Consider the following 21,332-nt stretch of genomic DNA (forward strand, 5'->3'; position numbering starts at 1 on the left):
TAGTAAAAATTGGACGAAGGAATGACAAACGAACTAAAGTACAGGGCCAGACTGTGGGAACTGTATTTCTTTCTATACGTCGTCCTGCAGCATTTTATTAACGCCCTTTTTCTAAAGGTCGGTATGTTCGGTTATTTCCTGGCTTGACGTCCCGGCAGCCTATGTAACGGGTGTTGAGCAAAGCATGCCTAGGCGGTTGGTGGGCAATATGCACCGTTCGCTGCGTCGCCGTATCGCTGCGAGAAAAAAAGTATTCCACTGCTACAAATATTAGTAGCTGCCAGGCCAGGTAAATTCGTAGCGAGGCACTAAGAATAGCTGAGTAAATAAATAGGGATCTGGCAAAATGATGATTCGTTTTAAGAATAAGGCTTTTGTCCCCCAGAAATTCTGCTTGATCCCTTACAACACCAGCATGCGCTATTACCAAAATAGTTAGTTCATCGAAATTAAATGCTGCGAACGATAATTTTGACGTAATCACCCCTTAAGATAGTCGCCTTTGATATCTTTTCAGGCCATTTCACGTACTACCTTTGATTTAGAATAATCAAAACAATCCATAACATATCTTTCAATGAAAAACACTATCAATCCGGCATTACAAGAGTTAATGCAATTTATTGGCACATGGGAAATGGAAATATCAAACGCGTCTTTCTTACCGGACGCCGAAGCCACTATTAAGGCGCCGGCATCATTTGATTGGTTTGAAGAAGGTGAATTTTTAATTTTGCGGCAGGGCACAAAAAACAAAGAAACACCCTGGGCAATATGGCTGATAAGCCGCGATAAAGATGTGCAGCATTACACCGTATTATACATCGACGATCAACGGTCTTCCCGCGTATATGAAATGAGTTTGGAAGATGGCACATGGAAGATGTGGCGCAATGGACCTCAATTTATCCAGCGCTTTACCGCCGGGATAAACAACGATAAAAACATTATTTCGGGATATTGGGAAAAGTCCTCAGATGGTGAAAATTGGGAGCATGACTTTAACCTCACTTATAAAAAAGAGGCATAGCGGTAAAACAAAACCTGGTTTTAACCTGGGTATTTTGAAGACTGCCTGAAAAACAGTTTGGACTACGCTGTTTGTAGCGTCCCGCTACGAATAGTATACACCGGCCCTGGTTACAGCGTCCCGCTACGACCAGGCAGCGCCGGATAATGCCGGAATTTATTTTGTTGCTTAAAGACATAGGCCTGTAAGGGAAAATTACCGTACTTCGCCGTTAAAGGATGTGTTTTTATATTAGCTATCATGACCGATTTATCACCTGCCGAAGAACAGATTCAGTATGTAACCAATTTCCAGGATCTCGTTGCTACGCCATTTACCGGGGCTGTCAACGCGATCTGCTGGACGCGTAAGTTACCCGGTGATTTTGCTGAGATCGTTACAAAGGTTGCATTAAATGGAAATATAACTAAAATTGAACAGGAGACGCTTCGTGCGCTCCAATTGAGTGAACAGGGTCAACTGGCCCGTGAAATTCTTTTGAAGGACTGGGAGCTGTTAGAAGCCCGGGGCGCATCACCGATGCTTAACGTGATCTCGTGCTACGACGAGGATGATAGTTACCCGTTTTTCCCAACCGACGTTTATTCATTTCATGTAGACCAGGCGCCCATACCGGTTGATACTTTTTTATGCACCTACTATGGCGCGTCCAGTGAAATACTACCCAATGCACAAGGTCAGCAGAAAGTACTGATTCGCGAAATACGGGATGCGCTCAAAAAGCTGTATGATGGACCTGAGGAAGGCTTCGAAGCATTCTTAAGCGAACATTTCTTTGATCTCCACTACCAGGCGCAACCCGGAGCACAACTGGTAAACCTGGGGCTTGGCCATCTGTGGCGGTTGGCAATTGATCATCCGCAAAGCCAGGTGCTTCCCTGCATTCACCGCGCCCCCCGGGAACAACCCGGGCAAAACAGGTTGCTGATGATCTGCTAATGATCAACCGGCAATAGCTCCTGCTATGATGGGCTGCAAAGCACCCCACCCTTCACATAACATTGTAAATGAGTTAAATAAATAAATTAAATATTTTAATTTACATTTAAAATATTTTTTTTATGAAATTTATTTACTTTTAAAATCCCGGAAACATTTATGAAAACAACATGCCTCCTACGCGATCTGCCCGGTCAGGGTTAATGTCCCGTTTTCCCGTACCTGTCCTGCGTAAAGCCACCTTCATTTTTTCATGGCTCCTATCGGTCATTGTAGTACTGCTGTGCTATACGGCTACCGAGGGACAGACACTTACCTACCAATCCCTTTCTGCAGAAACGGGCTTGCCCGATGACCAGGTATATTATATCATGCAGGATACAAAAGGCTTTATATGGTTTGCTACCCGTAATGGCGTATGTCGCTGGGACAGCAGGCATTTTGAATATTTTACTATTGAAAACGGGCTGCCTAACAATGAAGTCACCTTTATCTATGAGGATGCTGCCGGAAGAATATGGTTCTCCTGTTATAGCAAGGAACTCTCTTATTACTACCAGGGAGCGATCTATAACCGTACCAAAGACAAGTATCTGCAAAACCTGGAGATCATTCCAGGCTCCAAGCTTACAGCGACAGGCGATGAACTTTACTATGTAACCCCGCAAAAAAAACTGGCCTCCTACAACAGCAACACCCATACCATACATACGTATAGTAAGTTTGACATGCCTATATGGTTCTACTTCTTTCAGCAAAAGGATAAGTTATGGGTTATGGGCATTGACAGGGAAAAGGACAGTAAGTTCTTTTCGAAAGACGATACCTTTTCTTCCCGCAGCTTCTTTCAGCCCAATTATCCCGATGTTACATCGGTTACTGCTATTGACTACCGTAACCGGGAATACAGTTTTCGAAAAAATCTAGACAGCCCGTTTTTCAGTATGCGCTATACGTTACCCGGTTTTCAATGGGCGCATTTTAATAAGGGAAATGTGCTGGAGATCTATAAAACGATGTTGCTTTTCAGAAAGACAGGGTATAAGCTGTCTACAACCTACAATGGCTTTCCTTTACTTTTCGCATTGAACGATATTTTCTACCTGGTGACCACCAAAGGCCTGCTATCCTGCAAACAAGTGCCGATCCTGGAATACCGGGATGAAAGCGGGGCGCCGGAAAAGCTGTGTTTTCTTTTTCAGCATAAACAGAAGGTTTATGCAATCGATGCCAAGTTCCGTATTATTGATATTGCTGCACGAAAACAAGTAACTGCATTCGGCAGTAAAATGCAACTCATTTATGATCTTTATACAGACGGCAAACAGCGCTACCTGGTAAGTCCCGGCGCCATCTGGAAGATCGATGATGCCCTGGCTTTATTTCCCATACCCGGTAAAAAGCAAAATACCAACTTCAAAGCACTTACGCCCGGGCAAAAAGAGAACGAGTTCTTCTCGGCCAACGGCGTCAATGGCCTGTTCCGGCTAAATTTCAAGAGCGGACAGGTACGGCATTTATTTAAAAACGGTTTGCTGGCGCCCCGTACCGTTTTAGAAGATCACCAGTATCGTTTATGGTTTGCTACACAAAACAAAGTATACTACACCACCCGGTACCAGGATACGATAAACAGTTTCCGTGAATTTATCTTAGATGCAAAAGCGCCTTTGTTCTGCAGCCAGATTACCGAAGACCAGGGCGGTAATCTTTTCTTTGTTACCAACGGCGGCGTCTTTGTCTACGATGGACAAAAAAAATACCGCGTTGACAAAAGCAACCTCCTTACCCATAATAACTGCAATAAATTGCTGCTCGATCCCGGAGGAGAAAGCTTTTGGGTGGCGACGCAGATGGGGCTGAACCATATCCGCTACACCCGGAGCGGGAACGGTCTTCATTTTGAGCCCATCAATAAGTTCCTGGAAACCGATGGCCTGCACTCCAATGTGATCAATGACCTGCTGCTGTACAATAACCGCTTATACATAGCTACCAACAAAGGCGTAAACATATTGGACGATCTGGGTTACCGCCCTCCGGCCCAACAGATCCCGGTTTACATAACACTGGATGCTGTCAACGGCCGGGCAACCCGTGCTCCTTCCGCAAAGGATATCACCCTTTCAAGTAGTCAGAATAATCTTACCCTAAAATTTTCGGCCATCTATTTTACCCGGCGAGACAGGCTTAAAATATGGGCCTGCCTGTACCGCAACGAAAAGCTAATAGCAAAGAACAGCATTACAGGAGATAAGATCGATTATTATTCGCTCAGCGACGGCAACTACAAGTTAGTATTATACGCTTGCGACCAGGACTATGCCAACATTAAAGGCAGTTCAGCTCCTTATTCCTTTACGATCCTTGTTCCGTATTACAAGACCTGGTGGTTTGTAGGCGCTATGATATTATTGCTGGCCGCTACCGGCACCGCATTGCTGTATTTTATGATGCGGAGGCGAAAGCAACGGGAACTGGACCGCCTTACCCTCCATGCCCGCTTGAATGAATCTAACCTGAAATCATTGCAGAGCCAGATGAACCCGCATTTTGTGTTCAATTCGCTCAATACGCTTCAGCATTTTATTACGGGTAAGGACGAAGCCGGGGCCCTGGATTTTCTCTCGGAATTCAGCAGCCTGATCAGGGAGATGCTGGAGCAGTCCGTACACAATATGATCAGCCTGGAACGGGAGCTCCATTTCCTGAAGCAATACATACATTTGGAATCCGTTCGTTTTAAACACTCCTTTACGGTTAGCTGGCATATACTTGTTGACGAAGATCTGGCGGATATCTCTATACCTACCATGTTATTACAGCCGATATTAGAGAATGCTGTAAAGCACGGCGTCTCACACCTCAACGACAGGGCGGGGAGTATAAGCGTATGGTTTGAATTGCAGGAAGAGTATCTGTTGCGGGTCACGATCAGGGATAACGGCACTACCCTACATAAGCCCACTCACGGAAACGCTATTGCTATAAAAGTGATCAGGGACCGGTTAAGTCTTTATTCACTGAGGGGCGCCAGGGGATCCTATACATTAACGCTGGGCAACGAAGGCGCTACCGCAATAATTACTATACCCATTTAATTATGAAAGCACTATTAGTCGATGATGAAGTACGGGGACTGGAGAGCTTATCTGTCCTGATCTCTAATTATTGTCCGGACGTGGAGATCGTAAAGTTATGCCGGTCCGTTACTGATGCCTATACACAGATAGCCTTGCTGAAACCGGATATCGTTTTCCTGGATGTAGACATGCCGCCGCTAACCGGCTTCGACCTGTTACGTATGTACGAGGAGCTGCCCTTCGAAGTCATATTCGTTACTGCTTTCGATCATTATTCCATAGATGCCATTAAATTTTCGGCGCTCTATTATCTCCTGAAGCCGGTAAACATAGGAGAGCTCCGGGACGCTGTAAAAAAGGCGGCCTTGTATCTTAACCGCGGCAGGTACCGCAGTACTGCTCATTTTATTCCTGCTTTGCTGCACAATACAAACGATATAAAAAGACTGGTCATTAATGGCAGCAGCAGTACCGACCTTATAGAGATAGCGCAGATCCTCTATATCGAAGCCAACAATACCTATTCCACTTTTCATCTTCAGAATGGCAGGAAGATCGCCAGCACCAGGGGCATAAAGGAATATGAAGAGATGCTGGAGCATAAAGGCTTTTTCAGGATACACAAATCGTACGTCGTCAATACCCGTTATGTAGTAGCTATTGATAAGAAGAACGGCGATATGGTGGTAATGGAGAATAAAGTAAGACTGCCACTGGCATTAAGACGTAAAGAAGCCTTTTTAAGTTCGCTCTGAACAATACGTTCCCTGTAAAACCACCGGCGTTCCCTGTAAAACCCGCGACGTTCTCAAAACCGGTACCCTGAAGGGATGTGGTGTGCTATACTTTTAAGTCATCATTCACATTCCTAACCAACAAAAATTTTTTTTATGAAAAAAAGTGTATTGCTAACAGCGGCCCCCCTGTTATTGAGCTTTTCTATGCATGCCCAGCAATGGGCAGGAAGCAGTACCACCAGCGGTGATATTTCCCGCAGTGGGAAAGTCGGTATCGGTATTGCCTCGCCGGCAGCGCCCTTTCATATCTCGAACGTCGGTAATACGCTTTACCGCAATATCGGTGTCGGCCAGATCCTCAGAGGCGTACAAAATACCGCCGCGGCCGGTCTTGTATTCGAAGAGGATGCCAACACCAGCGCCAGTGCCATCTCCCAGTTCAACAATACGATGTACTTCTGGAGGAAATCCGGCGCCGGGAATTTTTCCGGTTCCGATATAAAAATGGTCCTGGACAGTACCGGTAAAGTAGGTATCGGTACCACGGCTCCGGTGGCCCCCCTCCAGGTTACCAACCTGAACAATACGCTTTACCGTAATCTTGGAGTTGGCCAGGTACTCAGAGGCGTACAAAGTACCGCTGCAGCCAGTCTTATATTAGAAGAGGATGCTAATACTAATGCAAGCGCCATTTCCCAGTTCAACAATATTATGTATTTCTGGAGGAAATCGGGTTCCGGCAGCTTTTCGGGCTCAGATGTCAAAATGATCATCGACGGCAACGGCAGTGTAGGTATCGGTACTACGGGCAGCTTTGCCTACACCAGCCTGGCTGGTGCGCTTACGGGCAGTACTCCGCCTCCTGCCAGCGGTACGGTGCTGTTCGAGGTTAATGGAGTATCGCGTTGCCTCGCCGAGATCGTTACCTCCGACCGTAACCTTAAAGCCAATATCAAGCCCCTGACCAATGCCCTGTCTATTGTAAAACAACTGGAAGGCAAAACTTACCAATGGAATGAAAAGGCCCAAAAAGAAAAACGCGCCGATAACGGCACCCACGTTGGTTTTATAGCGCAGGACCTGCAAAAAATCATCCCGGAAGTAGTGATCGCCGATAAAGATGGCGAGCTGGGCGTTAACTATACCGAAATAATTCCTCTGCTTACGGAAGCGATAAAAGAGCAGCAAAACCAGATTGAAGAGCTGAAAGCATTGGTAAAGAACCAGTCTGCTCAAAGTACGGACAACAAAATGGAAGTAACCAGCAAGCTCAATATCAAACTCTCTGAAAACAATTTGAGCGTGCTGGGACAAAATACACCCAATCCGTTTGGAGATTTTACCACTATCGAATGTTATATTCCTTCTGAAGTAAAAACCGCCAGCCTGGTATTTACTACGGTAGACGGTAAGACCTTAAAAGTTATTGATCTTACCCAGCGCGGAAAAGTTACCGCAAATATCTATGCATCCGAACTGAAAAACGGCGTGTACCTGTATACGTTGATGGCAGACGGCAAGGTTGTAGATAGTAAACGCATGGGCGTGCTTAAATAGCCGTGGATAACTAAGCAATGCATAAACGGCCGCTTGTTACAAGCGGCCGTTTATGGCATTTAAATAGTGGATCATCTGTATTGGTGCATTGAAAACTACCGGTAATATTCAATTGTTCTTTTGAAGTTTATACGTTCCGATATTTCAGGTTGACCGGAAAAAGCATTGTGCTCATAAAAGGTTTGCCGTTTCCATATCCAATTGCCTTGCGGGTCGTACTTATATTCATATGCAGTATACGCTCCACTACCCCATAATTCTTTTACGGGATTTCCATAGCTGTCATTGGTTATAGTGATGACGCTTTTTGTATCGCCGTTTCGCTCTAAATAAGCATGCTTTGTAAGCATTCCCTGCCCGTTGTACCCGAATTTTTCTTTTGTATGTTTGCTGGTTTTGGATGTCCTGTATTCCACCTGCTCCTTTTCCATCAAATTACCGGCATCATCAAACACAAAACCCGATTGCGCTGTCTTTACCTGCGCTATAAAAACATTGCGTAGCAAATAATAACGCTTATCCAGATGCCAGCATTTAAAGTGTATCGTCATATCTTTGCCCTGCCTTGTATCCAGGCTCGTATCTTTTCCAGTGTATATGCTGCGAAGATTTCCTTTGGGTGCATAGTCAAACTTAAAGACAATGGGGTTGGCACTTAGAACATAAAGGTCCGCTTGCCGGGGATTGTTGTCGCTATCATACTGGAAGCTTATTTTACTGGATAGCGTTATGTCGCTGTTGTTGCGTTTTATTTTTTCTGTTGCTGTGTACAGCAGCATGCCTGCCGGTGAAAATAATGTTTCTTCCACTTCACCCGGCGACAGTGTTTCCCAATATCCGACTGTGGTATCGCGTTTTTCTGTGGTCCATAGTTTTTTTATTTTCCCCTTCATTTTTCTACGCATAGCAAATGGTGTAGCCGCCTTTTCATTATCGGTAAATATAAGGTCCATCCGGTTACAAGGACAGGGCGTTGCCCCGGTGGGTATTTTGATGGTATCAGGTGTACCAGCTGATGCCGCAGGTCGTGGATTGGTTTGCATAACCGGCGGTGGTTGTATACCCGAAGTCTCCTGTGTTCCGGGCTGTTCCAGCGGCTGTTGACTTTTCTTCTGCGCCGCACATTCCCATAGGGAAAGCAGTATAAATGCTATCGTCAAGAACTGTTTCATTTGTTTTGTTTTTCGGACTGGTGGCTAATATAGCAAAGTACTGCGGATCAAACGGAATTCCGGCGGTATCAAAAATCGAACCTGCAGCTGTGTTCCTGATACTATTTATTTAAGGGAAATAAATAGGGAACACTTAAGCGACCAGGATGGATAAATATACGACAATACCAAACCCCGGCGGGTGAATGTGATCCTGTGAATTTCATTTTTTCTCGCAGCGATACAGCGACGCAGCGAAGCTATTGATATAGCTCATAATTCCCACTACAAACTGCGTAGTGCGCCTTATAGACATTGCGGGGATATCAGGATTTTCTTTTTGCCCGCTGCGAGCTCCGCGCCGCTGCGAGACCTTAATTAAATATAGGCCGGCAAACCGTACAATCGACCGACCTTAGAAAAAGAATCCTCCAGAAATTCCGCTTGATCCTTATGCTTTCCGATATTTCAAGGCTTGCTTCCCTAAGCACACCATAAAAGCCCTCCGCTATGTGGAGCGCTTTTATATGTTTGCCGGGGAGAACAGGTAAAAGTTCGAAATTGTATTTAATGACTGAATTGGAGTAACATCATTTTAACTATCCATTCCTCAGCATATCCGCATAGGCATCAGGCAAAGGACTGTCTTCAACAGCTTTTGCCGCCCTTTCTACATCATAATCAAACCTGATAAATTCCACGAGGATACTGTCCTTGTCCTTGATTGTGCTGTGGTCGTTTATGGTCAGCATTACATAACAGCCTTGCGGGTTTCCGTCTTTGGGCTTACCGGCAGCGCCAAGATTTATAGCATGGCGGTAGTGTGTACCCGATGAAGCTAAAACCCTGTGATAGGGCTTATGGGTATGACCGAAACACATGATATCGGCATCGGCCTGTTCCATGATCCGCAACATGCTTTTTTCGTCCCGGTCTTCAAATAAATATTCATTGATCCTGCGCGGGCTACCATGCACCAAAAGCAGATTAAATTTGTCTTCGTTCAACTGGAATTCAACTTTTATATGTGCCGGAAGTGTCCGTAAATAAGCGCGTTCCTCCGGCTGCACGATTTCATTAGTGTAAGAGATCGATACCTTGCCCATTGCCTTTTCTTCATCGGTTTTATAGGCGCAGCCACAATCGTCACTTGTACGGCCGATACCGAAATCATAATTGCCGGCAATCGTCGGGATGCCCCGCTGCCTGATCATATTGATGACTTCGTTCGGCCAGATATTATAACCTACCAGGTCGCCGAGGCAATAAATGGCGTCCGGCTTGCGGCTGTCGATGTCTGCCAGACAGGCTTCCAATGCAGGCAGGTTTGCGTGGATATCGCTAAAGAGCGCAATTTTCATGTTTATGCAGTTTGCGTTTTATATAATTTCCTTTTGAGATAGAAAGCGACATTGACCAGGGCAATAAGCGCAGGCACTTCAACCAAGGGCCCGATCACCCCGGCAAAAGCCTGACCTGAATTGATCCCGAATACACCGATGGCAACCGCGATCGCCAGCTCGAAGTTATTGCCCGCTGCGGTAAAGGATAAGGCGGCATTCTGCGCATAATCAGCGCCCGCATACCTGCCTAAAAGGAAGGTAACCAGGAACATGATCGCAAAGTAGATCACAAGCGGCAGCGCAATCCTGACCACATCAAACGGTATATCAACGATCAGCTTACCTTTCAGGCTGAACATCACAACAATGGTAAATAACAATGCGATCAATGTAAAGGGGCTGATCTTCGGGATAAACTTGTGCTCATACCATGTCCTTCCTTTGGCGCGGATCAGGGCATACCGGCTTAGAAAGCCCGCTATAAAAGGGATGCCCAGGTAGATGAACACGCTCTCTGCAATTTGCTGAATGCTGATATCGATGTCCACCCCGTTCAGCCCGAAATAAGGCGGCAGGACTTTGACAAAGAGCCATGCAAAAAGGCTGTAGAAAACCACCTGGAAGATACTGTTGAATGCCACAAGCCCTGCGGCATACTCCCGGTTTCCTGCTGCAAGTTCGTTCCATACGATGACCATGGCGATACAACGCGCAATCCCGATCATAATAAGGCCTACCATATATTCCGGCTTATCCCGCAGGAATATAACCGACAGCAGGAACATCAATACAGGGCCGATCAGCCAGTTCATCACCAGCGAGAGAGAAAGTATTTTCGTGTTTTTAAATACCTGGCCTAACTGTTCGTACTTCACCTTTGCCAATGGCGGGTACATCATCAGGATCAGGCCTATCGCAATAGGAATATTCGTTGTTCCGGACTGGAACGAATTGATAAAGCCTGACGATGAGGGGATGCAATAGCCAATCGCTACCCCGGTTGCCATTGCAAGGAATATCCACAGGGTCAGGTAGCGGTCGAGGAAGCCCAGCTTTTTCCGCTCATTGGCCGGGTTACAGTTGTTTGCGCTCATGTTATTGATCTTATTAAATGTTTGAGGGTCAGCAACAGCCGGAGCCGGGTGTACAGCAGGCGGCTTCAGGTTTCATGGCATAAACGGTAATGCTGAAGATGCCGGCCTTGCTTTGCTTGAATGCTTCGATTTCTTCCGCTGAAAGATAGTTGCTCAATATATCGTCGGGAATGATAACCGGCTTTTGCTTTTGTACGGTGATATTTGTAAAGCCGTTCTGGTGTATAAGGTTCAGGTAGTCTTCCCGCTGGATGGCGCCGGAAATACAGCCAGCGTACATTTCAGCGGCATGCTTCAACTGCTCCGGCAGATCGCCGGCCAAGACCACATCTGAAATGCTGAAATGACCACCTGGCTTAAGAACGCGGTAAATCTCTTTAAAAACACCGTCTTTATTGGGAACAAGGTTCAACACACAATTGCTTACGATCACGTCGGCAACATTGGCCATCACGGGCATTTGCTCAATATCACCCTGGCGGAACTCAACATTATTATAGCCGAGTTGCGCAACATTGCCCCTTGCCTTGTCGATCATGGCTTCGGTGAAGTCAATGCCGATTACCCGGCCTTTTTCACCAACTACAGAACGGGCGATAAAGCAGTCATTGCCTGCGCCGCTGCCAAGGTCTATTACGGTATCGCCTTCTTTCATGCGCGCATATGCTGTAGGCAAGCCACAGCCCAGGCCTAAATCCGCGTCCGCATTGTACCCCTCCATTTGGGTATAATCGTCACTCATGATGTTGTACACTTCGGTGCTGCAACCACCAGCACCACAGCAGGAGCTGGCGTTGGTGTCTTTGTCCTGCAAAGCGATCCTGCTGTATTGTTGACGGACAAGTTCTTTTAATTCCTGGTCGTTGTTCATTTGACTATTTATTTGTTTATTGCGATATTACGATTAATTAAGGTAAATTTTTTAACAGCAGTCTGACTTCAATTTTACTTCCACGAAGAACCCGGAAAGGATCTGCTTATACTCGTTCCAGACTTTGGGATTGATACAATAGCAAACACTGGTGCCTTCAATGGTTCCCTGGATCAGACCTGCATTTTTCAGTTCTTTCAGGTGCTGAGAAATGGTTGGCTGTGCCAGACCGAGCTCCGTAACCAGGTCGCCGCACACACAGGCGTTCAGTTTGATCAACTCCTGCAAAATAGCAATGCGGGCAGGATGCGCCAGCGCCTTGGCCATATTTGCAAGGTCATTCTGTTTCTTTGTAAATAAATCGCTTTTAGTAGCACCCATGATTCGCTCCTTTGATTGCAATATTACGATTAATATCGAAAAGTCAGCAATAATTTTTTTAAGGTAAAATTTTTGTGTCGAAACCAGTTGCCCGCAGCGAAGCAAAAATGACTTTCACAGGATCACATTCCCCCGCCAGGACCGGGTATTGTAGTATATTTATTTATCCCGGATAGCTTAAAAAAACACGCCCTATTTATTTCTCTTAATTAGTAACACAGGAACAGATCTTCAGGCTCAATTTTTAATACCCCCAGAAATTCTGCTTGATCCTCTTTATGGGCGCTTTGCTTTTACAAATAAATTTGTGACGCATGCGTCCGACGAACGTGTCAAAGTTCGAACTAATTTGAAATTGACATGGCTGAAATTCAAATATTTAAAGATTGATGACCTTGAGCTATTGCCTAGATTGGCGCCTTTAACTTGAAATAAAAAATTCTCGGTATCATTTCTATCGTTGACGTTTATATTTAATAGCTCTGCTGAATGTCACGAAGACCGTTTATTGTTTCCTGAAGCGCTGTAGACGTTACTACAAAATGCCATAAAGCGATTTACTATGAACTCAATTTCGCCTTCAAATTGTACCTAATGTTGTTGAATCGACTTGACTTCAAAAGAGAAAGAAAGTGTGAAATACTCTCTGACTCATAATCCCATTTTTTTAATGTTGAAGCAAGACATATTAAATGCACCTCTAGCTTTGGAATATATAGATCTGGTGGATAACTCAATCGATAGCTATTCAAAATTTGAAGTATACTTCCAGCTAAATTTCTGAAAATTGACTTCGTACCAAAATCGCGACACCAAATATTTAAATATTCTAGCAATAGGATTATTCCTGGCCCATGCTTAAGTAGAACTTTATTGACGGCTAGATTTAAAATTGCAGTATATTTATCAAAATTGCCATTATCATAAAATTCTCTAGATAAGGTAGATATACTGTTATTAATGTCTGATAACGATGATGACATGATCAAGGGTACCAAGTCGTCTGGCTCAGGAGTTATTCCGGATAGGGTTTCGACTGTATCTACGATATCCTTAAAATTAGGGTCAGAACGTAAAACATTGTTTTCAGCATCAAGAAACCAGCGCATTTCCCGTAATAATGAATTGAAGCCATTAATACGATCTATCGGAAGAAGTTTCATCTGCTCTACGCTGACTTTGAGTTTGTGATAAATGGTTAGAATTTTCTTTCTGGTAAAGGCTTGATTAATATCTTCGCTTCCCCCTTTCATCAATCGTCGAAGTGAGATGAAGTCGAGCCCCAAAGTCAAAATTCGCCTGCCTTTTTCGTCAGTGCTGATTCCGGTTTGCCATAGCATTGGACTTTTTATTAATTCATGAACGAGCTTTTTATAAAGTGGCTTATTTCCTTTACCGTAAAACGCCACTAGCATCCAAAGATTCGAATTGTTGAGTTTTGAGAAGGTCAGCTTCCCCAATGATGCCTGAATTGTCTTTTTTTGTTCAACTGTCAGATGCTCGTTAATATTTCCGAGAAGACGGAGACAATGCGGTTGTTTCTCAATTAATTGGATAAAATAGTTTATGTAGTTTGATATTTTTTTTTCAGTCTTCTTAATTTTCAAAACTGTATATGCGGCGTTCTTATTCAATAAAAATAGACACTGAGTACACCCCTCTATATGTGAAAAGTCTTTTGCCTGTTCCAAGCAGTCGTAAAGTACCAATTTAATTATACCACGATCTTGAATAAATCGGATTGAGGATTCGATAAATGTAAAATCATCTTCTCGATCTCTAATAAACAATGCTCCGTTTTGTTTTTTTTCATTCCAGACTGATAGGAAAAATTGTTCCCATGTAGAGGGGGGAAGGCTAATAATAAATTGGCTTAAAAATATAAGGATATTACTTTTATAATACCAGGGAGTATAATCGTCGAAGTAAGACTTGGCCAAACTTTCAAAAATAACTAGATTACTTGTTCCTAGATCATCTGTAAATGCGTAATCCTGACCAATTCGCTTTATAAACTTAGAATCATTGTACTGCAAAGCAAAATACAGCACTGGCATAGGAAACCGTTTGAGCACTGTTTTTAAAATTGGATAGATATCATCTCTATGTCGAAGATAGCCGCCATCCCTTGAAAAAGGCAATCCCGTTTCAAGCATCATTCCTAACATTTGGATACAAAGTGCCTCTTTTTCTGAATCTCCACCTAAAATTAAGCCGTCGATATAATCGTCAGCGCTATACGTATCAACTTTGTGTGTTCGTTTATTTTTTTGCGACAACACATAATCCTGGTTGTCTGCAAGCCTTCTTAAACCATGAAATTTTAGCTGTTCTAGCCTTTCATATAACCGCTTGTCGTTATCAAAACCACGCAATACCCGCTCTATTTCCAATGCATAAAGCTCTTCTTGAACCAAATCGAATTTTTGAGATCGAATGAATTTGAGAGCCTTTTCCCGGTCAACAATACTCCAATAGGCGGTAAGAGCTATTACATTTTCATCTTCCTGTTGAATCGTATCTGCAATAGTTTTTAAGGAACTGAAACGCATACTTGTTACGTCATTTAAGGCTAAAAGAAATGGCTTGTCACGCTCATAAATTTCCAGCGTTAGTCTTGAGCATACCTGATGTATCTTTTTTACAGTTTGACCATCACACCGCCAAATAGCATCTTTTATTTCTTGCTTGAGAAAATGATAATATAATTCTGGGGAAATAGCTTTGGCTTTTGATTTCAGTAAAGCAAATTCTTCGTTAGATATTACACATGAATACGGTAGAAATAGGTCATTTAAAACCAGACATACAAGTTTTAAGAAGTTAGTTTGAAATTCTTTTTTTTCTTTAATAGCCGATTTAAAGTAATCGCCTATTCTTAGTAAGAAATCAATCTTGGAGAAATTGTTTGAATTGTGGAAAGCGGGAATTCTACTAAATCTCTTTAGATATTCAAGTTCATGATAGTTTTCGCAAACCTTTAGTACATCTTCGAACGAAGAGTGAGCTGCCCTGTTTTCGAACAAGTCCATGTAGGATTCGTATTGCTCCCTCCCTAATAATTCGTAAGACACTTTAGGTATATCAATAACAGGTATGTCGCTTAGGTAATCAATAAACGATTTTAGTATTGATTTGACGTTGTTAGCGTTGATAGGCTTGCCGGATGCAGACTCTAAGAATTCAATGCAAACAGGTGAACTTAAAGGTATGTATGCAATACTGTGATTTTTATAAAACTGCTCTTTGTGTGCATCCGGTGCTTTCGTGGCTCTGGCGTCTATTAAATAGATTTTAATATCATCGTTATCTCTGCTATTTTTCCGCGTTACTACAGTTCTGATCCACGATACCCAAGCTAAAAAGTTAGGATCGTCACCTGAAAACCCTATAAGGCAAAAGTTTCCCTGCAACAGTGATATTCTCATGAGCTGAGTGAAAGCTTCGTGGTGCTGCGGATAGCCTTCATAGTCTTCGTTTGATATGATATACCGTTTATTAAATTCGTTATCGAATTCAAACAATTCATTTTCAGATTCGGGCAGGGAACCATGAAGCTTGATTATGTTTCTATTTCTTTTTAGAGCTAAATCAGATGAATGTTTGACTATGTTATAGCATTCGTTAAGTGCTGCTTCGATCGTTGATTTTTTTTCGATCAAGCTCTTCTGCCTGACTTTTTTTAATTCTAAATGATGTCCAGTAGAATTTCTTGACTTTCTTAACTCAATATCAACGTCATATTGACTGCTTCTTCCCAACTCTTGTGCATTAAGTTTTTCCTCCAAATCCTTAAACTCAATTTCCAGAGCGGGAATTTCGTTTAACAAATCCTGTATTTCTTCATCCAATTTTTTAAGCTGTAGTTTTAGCCCATCAGCCGTTTCGATATCAATGCAGAATTCTAACAAGTTGTCGTAGTTTGTGGTATATATATTACTCCAAGGTAGCCGGATAAGTTGTGAATGAAGTTCTAAGTCGCTCTCACTTATTGCTGTCTCGCTGAATTGCCCATTCTCTTTTATTTTTAGAAAAGGTTTACCTTCAATACGAACTGCTAACGGTGTATTTTCCTCTATGTAGACATCGACAGTTTCCCTAAAACCCATCTTTCTAATATAATTCGAAACTACATTTAGGTAGCCTGTTTGCTCTATGTATTGGTTTACTTGTTCGCTACAAAATCTAGAATAATCCTCTTTAGCGGATTCGGGATCTTTTTTTGTTTTCTCCATGAATGCACAGCTATATAAAGTATTGTTCATTCGCAATACCATTTTCTCCAGTAACTGCCACCAACTAGGGAAAAGGGTCGGGTGAACATTTTTGCTAAAGCCTGCCCCTACGAGTACGGAAAGGCTTTTGTCCTGGAGTTTTTGTCGAAGTTTTTGTAGTTGTTCTATATAGTCTTTTTTCATTGCATACTAGTTGAATGCATAATAATAAGATATTTTTTTCATGTATAAAATACTTGGCCAGAAGTTAGAGATAAAAATATCGTTTTATCTTTCTTGGAACAATCAATTGTTTATAAACCAATTCTTTCAGGCGGAATTTTTAGTTTATTTACTAACAAATAAAGGGGACGAAAGAGGGAATTGTGAGAGTCGGTTAACTTCAATACCTTGTCCCTATAAGTATTTGAATAAGACGGTAGCATCAATCGAAACAGATTACCCCTTTTGTTTAAAGGCAGCTTTCGAAAACTATTGGATTAATGAACTACGAATAAATAGAAAATGACAATTCACTTGCAGATTTAATAGGTCTTGCCTCTTTGGTGCCTTTCCGCCCTTGTTGGTGTTTTCACCAACAACAGCTCGATGCGTCGCCTGATGTGTTTATAAGGAGATGACTGAATTATCTTATCTCTTCTTAGCTTCTCGCTACGCCTTTTGAGTGTCCTGCCCATTAATAGTGGTATGCAGGTATAAAAACAGGAGCAGCCTGCACCTTCGAAATATTTTTGACGTCGCGCTCAGTCCTAAAAAAGTCTTTAGCGCTGCTAAAGACTTTATTGTAACTCCGGCGGATTGACCTGGAGATTGATGGATTTTCGCCTGTTGGAAAGCACCCTCTTTCCCAGGAACCAGCTTCGTTTAAAGCGATTAATGTACGGCTAACAGCCGGGGAAGCTCACGCTTACATAACTGTTCACCGTTTTGCCATTATTCAATGCAGGGTTCCAAAGTGGGCTGTCAGCAATAATCTTGCCCACAAGATTATCTGCGTTCGTGTCACCGATATACATCGCGTTCCACATCGCTTGCTGTCCCTGAACCCTCTCGGGTCTTACATACCGCGCATGGAAATAAACCACCTTTCCTTTTTTATCTACCAGAACATTAAGATCGACCAAATAAGTGAGGCTATCCACGGTGTTTGCACGCCGTTTGTTAAACTCTTCTTTGATGTAGTCGCCGAAAGCCGTTGCCGTATTGCCGTATGTTGCCGGCATCGGCAGGTAGTCATTCCGGTAAACGGGTTCATTATTGATGCCAACAATTACCTGCGGTTTTATTTTCACATTTGCAGGCGCCAACACTGCCCGTCCTTTCTCTTTGTCATAGGATAAAGTGTCCGATTGCCGCCAGATCAATACATTGCCGTTGGAGCGCATTCTATTACCTTGTATTTCGGTTTTGTCGGAAGGTTTAGCGCTCAAGAGAGCGCAGCACAACAGCACGGGAATAAGTAGCAGATATTTCCGGGTACCAGGCCTGAGCCTGTGGATTTTTGTAAGCATATTGATTCTGTTTTTTATAGGTGAAAAGTGAAACGAATGAGCAACAGAAGGCGCGCCAAGCAACAGGGTTTGCTGTATAAGAAAACGGCCATAAGTATAAGGATCATCCCCTGCAGCCATAGCATCGGCTTCATATTCATGCTGTAGCCGCAGCAGGTAGCGGTAGCGCCAAACCAAGGGATGAAACCAGAAAATGATCGTTATAACTTGCATGATCCATAGATCCAGCCAGTGTTTCCTCGTGTGATGCGCCGCTTCATGCTGTAGGATGTACCCCAGCTCCCTTGGGGGAACTGATACCATATCCGGGAGGAATATATAACCCCAAAATGAATAAGGCGCATGTACCCTACCCGTACAGATTACCTTATGACCATATACTGCCCGGACCGGATTGCTGCGCAACAGTATAGCGATCTTTAATAATTCAATCAGGTATTTCAGTAGCAATAACCCAACACCGGTACCATACAGCATGCGTAACAGCAGCACGATGTTCCAACCGGAACTGCCCTCTGTTACCGGAGGTGCTACCGAATTGACGTTTTGCGTTGTGATGATGCCTGATGGGGCAGGTAGATGCTGGGTTGTAATGGAAAAGTACCGGGGAGCATCTATAGGAAAAGAGGAGATTAATGAAGCCGGAAGGAAAGGCAGCAGACCGATAGCTATACTCAGCAGCAGGTAAACACGATTGACCGTGAAGCTTCTGCTCTTCTTATATAAGAGTTCAAAAAGTAAAAGAAGCATTGCCCAGACAATCGTTACTTTAAGCAGATAAGCCATGCTACAATGAGTTTAAATGTTGTTATATCACTTTTTGTCTTTCTTCAGCGTTTCCAGCTGTTTCATTAAAGTATCCAGCTCTTTCAGGTTTAATTCATTTTCGCTAACGAGAAAAGAAACCAGGTGTTTAGGGGAACCGTCAAAATAATTATTGATCCAGGCCTTAATACTGCTCTTTGTAAAGTCATGCTTGGCAACCAGCGGAAAGTACTCGTAAGTCTTACCATAGGCCTTATGCCCTACAAAACCTTTGCGTTCCAGGATACGCACTACAGAAGATACGGTGGTTTGTGGGATGGGTGTTTCTAAGGCCTCAACGATATCACGAACCAGGCAACGCTCTTTCTGCCAGATGATCTGCATGATTTGCTCTTCAGCTTTTGTAAGCGATTTCATAACTGGTTTTTTGCTTTTGTAACGTAAAATTAAGTTGTTTGCGTGAATGTTTAGTTGTGTTAACATAAAAATTACGTATGCTGATGCTGTTTCCCGAATGAAGGCGGCCCTGTATTGTACTTTTCGTTAAGATGCAGTAACGGTTATCGGTGTTGTAACGATCTTTAGGGTTCTCCGCCGTTGTTGGTGTTTTTCACCAACAACAAGCTGTGTTAAAAATTACGCTTATCAAAAAAAACAGCATTGCTGCCTAGTTTTTATTTGTTCGTCGGGACGACTGGATTATTTCATGATCCAGGATTTTGGGGGAGTCTGAACGAAACACCTGCACTTTGTGCAGCTTTTTCATTGTCGCTTTGCTTTTACAAATAAACTTGTGGCGCATGCGCCCATAAAAAAGTCTTTAGCAATGCTAAAGACTTTTCGTTCGTCAGGAGAATGTGTCAAAGTTCGAACCAGTTTACCGGATATTTGCATGTAATTCACGCATTTCTCGCGAAGTATAGCTAGCTATTCCAATGGTTCCCAACGGGATCATAATCGAACAAAATGTTACAAATCCAAAAAATGGCACAATCTGTAATCTAATTCATCTAACGATCGACAACCCTATAGGCCGCATTTTGCAATTTTGCAAATGCGGCCTTTTTACTACCATCAGTGTTTTTTTATGTTCCGTCTATTTCATTGTAGTATTTGTAGTAGATGTAAAAAAACTAAAAAAAACTGATACATATGGTTATTATTCCACTAAACTATAATGCTCATTCGTTTTGTTGCGAATGAGCATTATTTATTTTATTCTACTATATCTTCAAAAAATTGACTTTTGAGATAGCCCCATTTTTTCATAAAATAATCTATCCAGTAAAAATAGAAAAATTGACAAAAAAAATACATACATCTGAATTGTGCAAACACTGTTTGCACAATTGGATGCTAAATGCTATTCCTCTAAATATGCCCATCATTGCTTTCTGCATATGTTTTGAATGAGCTGCAATGGCGAAAGCAATTTTATATATCCGTGTTAGCGCTGACGAGCAGGCACTCAAAGGCTATTCCCAAGGAAGTCAGGCCGAGCGATTAGAAAAGTTCTCCACAGATAATAATGAAATTTCTAGCTCCTAACGGTTGCCATCATATATCTATAAATCGAACTTTTTTCTAAATAGGTCAGAAATTTTATCCTTGAACCAGCAGGTCTGAACTAGTTCTTGTTTAGTTAGATTATATTTTTCAAGATACGCTTTATTGAAACTCTTTTTAAAACCAGAGTCCTTTTTGCCTGCCATATCAAAAAATTTGTAAAATCGTTCTAGTTCATCGCTTTCAAGGTCACTGACAATTTCCACTTCTGGATCTTGCATCATTGTTTTCTTATCATTATCAGTGAAATCTATGTAGCCCGCGCGTGACAACTTATAATCCTGTATGATAGCGTTAAATTTTTCTTTCTTTTGTCTGATAAGTTCCTGCAAATATTCATCCGTATCAAAGCTAGATCTACACAAAATTATATTGTCAGGATGAAACAAATAGTTTTCGAAACAATAATACTCTAGAACAACGTAGTTTGAAAAATAAGGCGGAGAAGTTAAAATGTTTATTTCCTTAGAAGTTAAGAAATCGCGATCGCGTAGTGCATATTTATCGGGTTCATTTTTAGCGGATAAGTAGATTGCTCGTGAATCCTTTAATGGCCAAAATTCAAGGCCGGGAATACGAACTAAATTGTACAGACTGGCATTATCTCCTTCACAATAGACTATCTTCTTGACTTGAGCTTTTCCCTTAAGCATTCCTTTAATAGTTCGTTCCAATGTGTTCTGCCATTTCAATGAAGTATTATCAAACTGAACTACACCTATTTCAGGAAAGGTTTCTCGTAATTGAATGACTGAATCCTGGAACTCTGTTAACGCAATTATTTTGTGCGGTTGGATATATTCATCACTTATTGAAAGATCTTGAAGTATGTGTTCGCCACCATTCAAGTCTAAATCAAACTCATCGAACCTTAATGGCAATTGAATATCAAGTATTACTAAATCATAAAAAGCTTCCTGCAATTTTACCTGAGCGGTGACTTGATCTTTAACATGCGTGATAGCAGCTTTTGGTGCTAAAACTTGTATCAAAGAAAAGATTTTTGCAGCTTTTGCATCTTGGTCTTCAATAATTAAGACTGACAGGGTTTCCTCTTTATTGATCATTT

General features: G+C 42.5%; 14 protein-coding genes. 5 read left to right on the top strand and 9 right to left on the bottom strand.

Annotated features, from left to right (window positions below; translation table 11 throughout):
- The first annotated feature begins 577 nt into the window (after positions 1-577).
- The 5 genes from B0I18_RS22490 to B0I18_RS22510 all read left to right on the top strand — a co-directional run bounded on the left by B0I18_RS22490 (position 578) and on the right by B0I18_RS22510 (position 7,346).
- Complete coding sequence (locus B0I18_RS22490; protein WP_106525020.1) at positions 578-1,030, top strand: hypothetical protein; 453 nt, start codon at positions 578-580, stop codon at positions 1,028-1,030.
- 240 nt (positions 1,031-1,270) lie between these two features.
- Positions 1,271-1,969: a DUF1826 domain-containing protein gene (locus tag B0I18_RS22495; protein ID WP_106525021.1), complete on the top strand. Its 699-nt coding sequence runs from the start codon at positions 1,271-1,273 to the stop codon at positions 1,967-1,969.
- A gap of 203 nt (positions 1,970-2,172) precedes the next feature.
- Positions 2,173-5,070, top strand: a complete 2,898-nt coding sequence (locus tag B0I18_RS22500; protein WP_181358585.1) for a sensor histidine kinase — start codon at positions 2,173-2,175, stop codon at positions 5,068-5,070.
- A gap of 2 nt (positions 5,071-5,072) precedes the next feature.
- Positions 5,073-5,807 carry a LytR/AlgR family response regulator transcription factor gene (locus tag B0I18_RS22505; protein ID WP_106525023.1) on the top strand — a complete coding sequence of 245 codons (735 nt, stop codon included), beginning with the start codon at positions 5,073-5,075 and terminating at the stop codon, positions 5,805-5,807.
- 135 nt (positions 5,808-5,942) lie between these two features.
- Entirely contained in the window at positions 5,943-7,346 is a 1,404-nt protein-coding gene (locus tag B0I18_RS22510; RefSeq protein ID WP_106525024.1) for a tail fiber domain-containing protein, read from the top strand.
- A gap of 95 nt (positions 7,347-7,441) precedes the next feature.
- On the opposite strand, the gene B0I18_RS22515 is transcribed toward B0I18_RS22510, so the two are convergent.
- From B0I18_RS22515 to B0I18_RS22560, 9 genes are all read right to left on the bottom strand, one after another.
- Positions 7,442-8,389: a hypothetical protein gene (locus B0I18_RS22515; RefSeq protein WP_146146849.1), complete on the bottom strand. Its 948-nt coding sequence runs from the start codon at positions 8,387-8,389 to the stop codon at positions 7,442-7,444.
- A gap of 707 nt (positions 8,390-9,096) precedes the next feature.
- Positions 9,097-9,858 (bottom strand): metallophosphoesterase family protein, encoded by a 762-nt coding sequence (locus tag B0I18_RS22520; RefSeq protein ID WP_106525026.1) that lies wholly within the window; start codon positions 9,856-9,858, stop codon positions 9,097-9,099.
- Between the two features lie 2 nt (positions 9,859-9,860).
- Entirely contained in the window at positions 9,861-10,934 is a 1,074-nt protein-coding gene (gene arsB, locus B0I18_RS22525; protein WP_106525027.1) for an ACR3 family arsenite efflux transporter, read from the bottom strand.
- 28 nt (positions 10,935-10,962) lie between these two features.
- Positions 10,963-11,805: an arsenite methyltransferase gene (locus tag B0I18_RS22530; protein WP_106525028.1), complete on the bottom strand. Its 843-nt coding sequence runs from the start codon at positions 11,803-11,805 to the stop codon at positions 10,963-10,965.
- A 51-nt stretch (positions 11,806-11,856) separates the two neighbouring features.
- Positions 11,857-12,186, bottom strand: a complete 330-nt coding sequence (locus tag B0I18_RS22535) for an ArsR/SmtB family transcription factor (protein ID WP_106525029.1) — start codon at positions 12,184-12,186, stop codon at positions 11,857-11,859.
- A 560-nt stretch (positions 12,187-12,746) separates the two neighbouring features.
- Positions 12,747-16,604: an SIR2 family protein gene (locus B0I18_RS22540; RefSeq protein WP_106525030.1), complete on the bottom strand. Its 3,858-nt coding sequence runs from the start codon at positions 16,602-16,604 to the stop codon at positions 12,747-12,749.
- A 701-nt stretch (positions 16,605-17,305) separates the two neighbouring features.
- Positions 17,306-18,718, bottom strand: a complete 1,413-nt coding sequence (locus B0I18_RS22550; protein ID WP_106525032.1) for a M56 family metallopeptidase — start codon at positions 18,716-18,718, stop codon at positions 17,306-17,308.
- A 27-nt stretch (positions 18,719-18,745) separates the two neighbouring features.
- A complete protein-coding gene (locus B0I18_RS22555; RefSeq protein ID WP_106525033.1) occupies positions 18,746-19,114 on the bottom strand; it encodes a BlaI/MecI/CopY family transcriptional regulator in 369 nt (122 codons plus the stop codon).
- 1,148 nt (positions 19,115-20,262) lie between these two features.
- Complete coding sequence (locus B0I18_RS22560) at positions 20,263-21,330, bottom strand: response regulator (protein ID WP_106525034.1); 1,068 nt, start codon at positions 21,328-21,330, stop codon at positions 20,263-20,265.
- Positions 21,331-21,332 lie beyond the last annotated feature (2 nt).

It is taken from the genome of Taibaiella chishuiensis (genome assembly GCF_003014535.1).
In the GTDB taxonomy this organism is placed as follows: domain Bacteria; phylum Bacteroidota; class Bacteroidia; order Chitinophagales; family Chitinophagaceae; genus Taibaiella; species Taibaiella chishuiensis.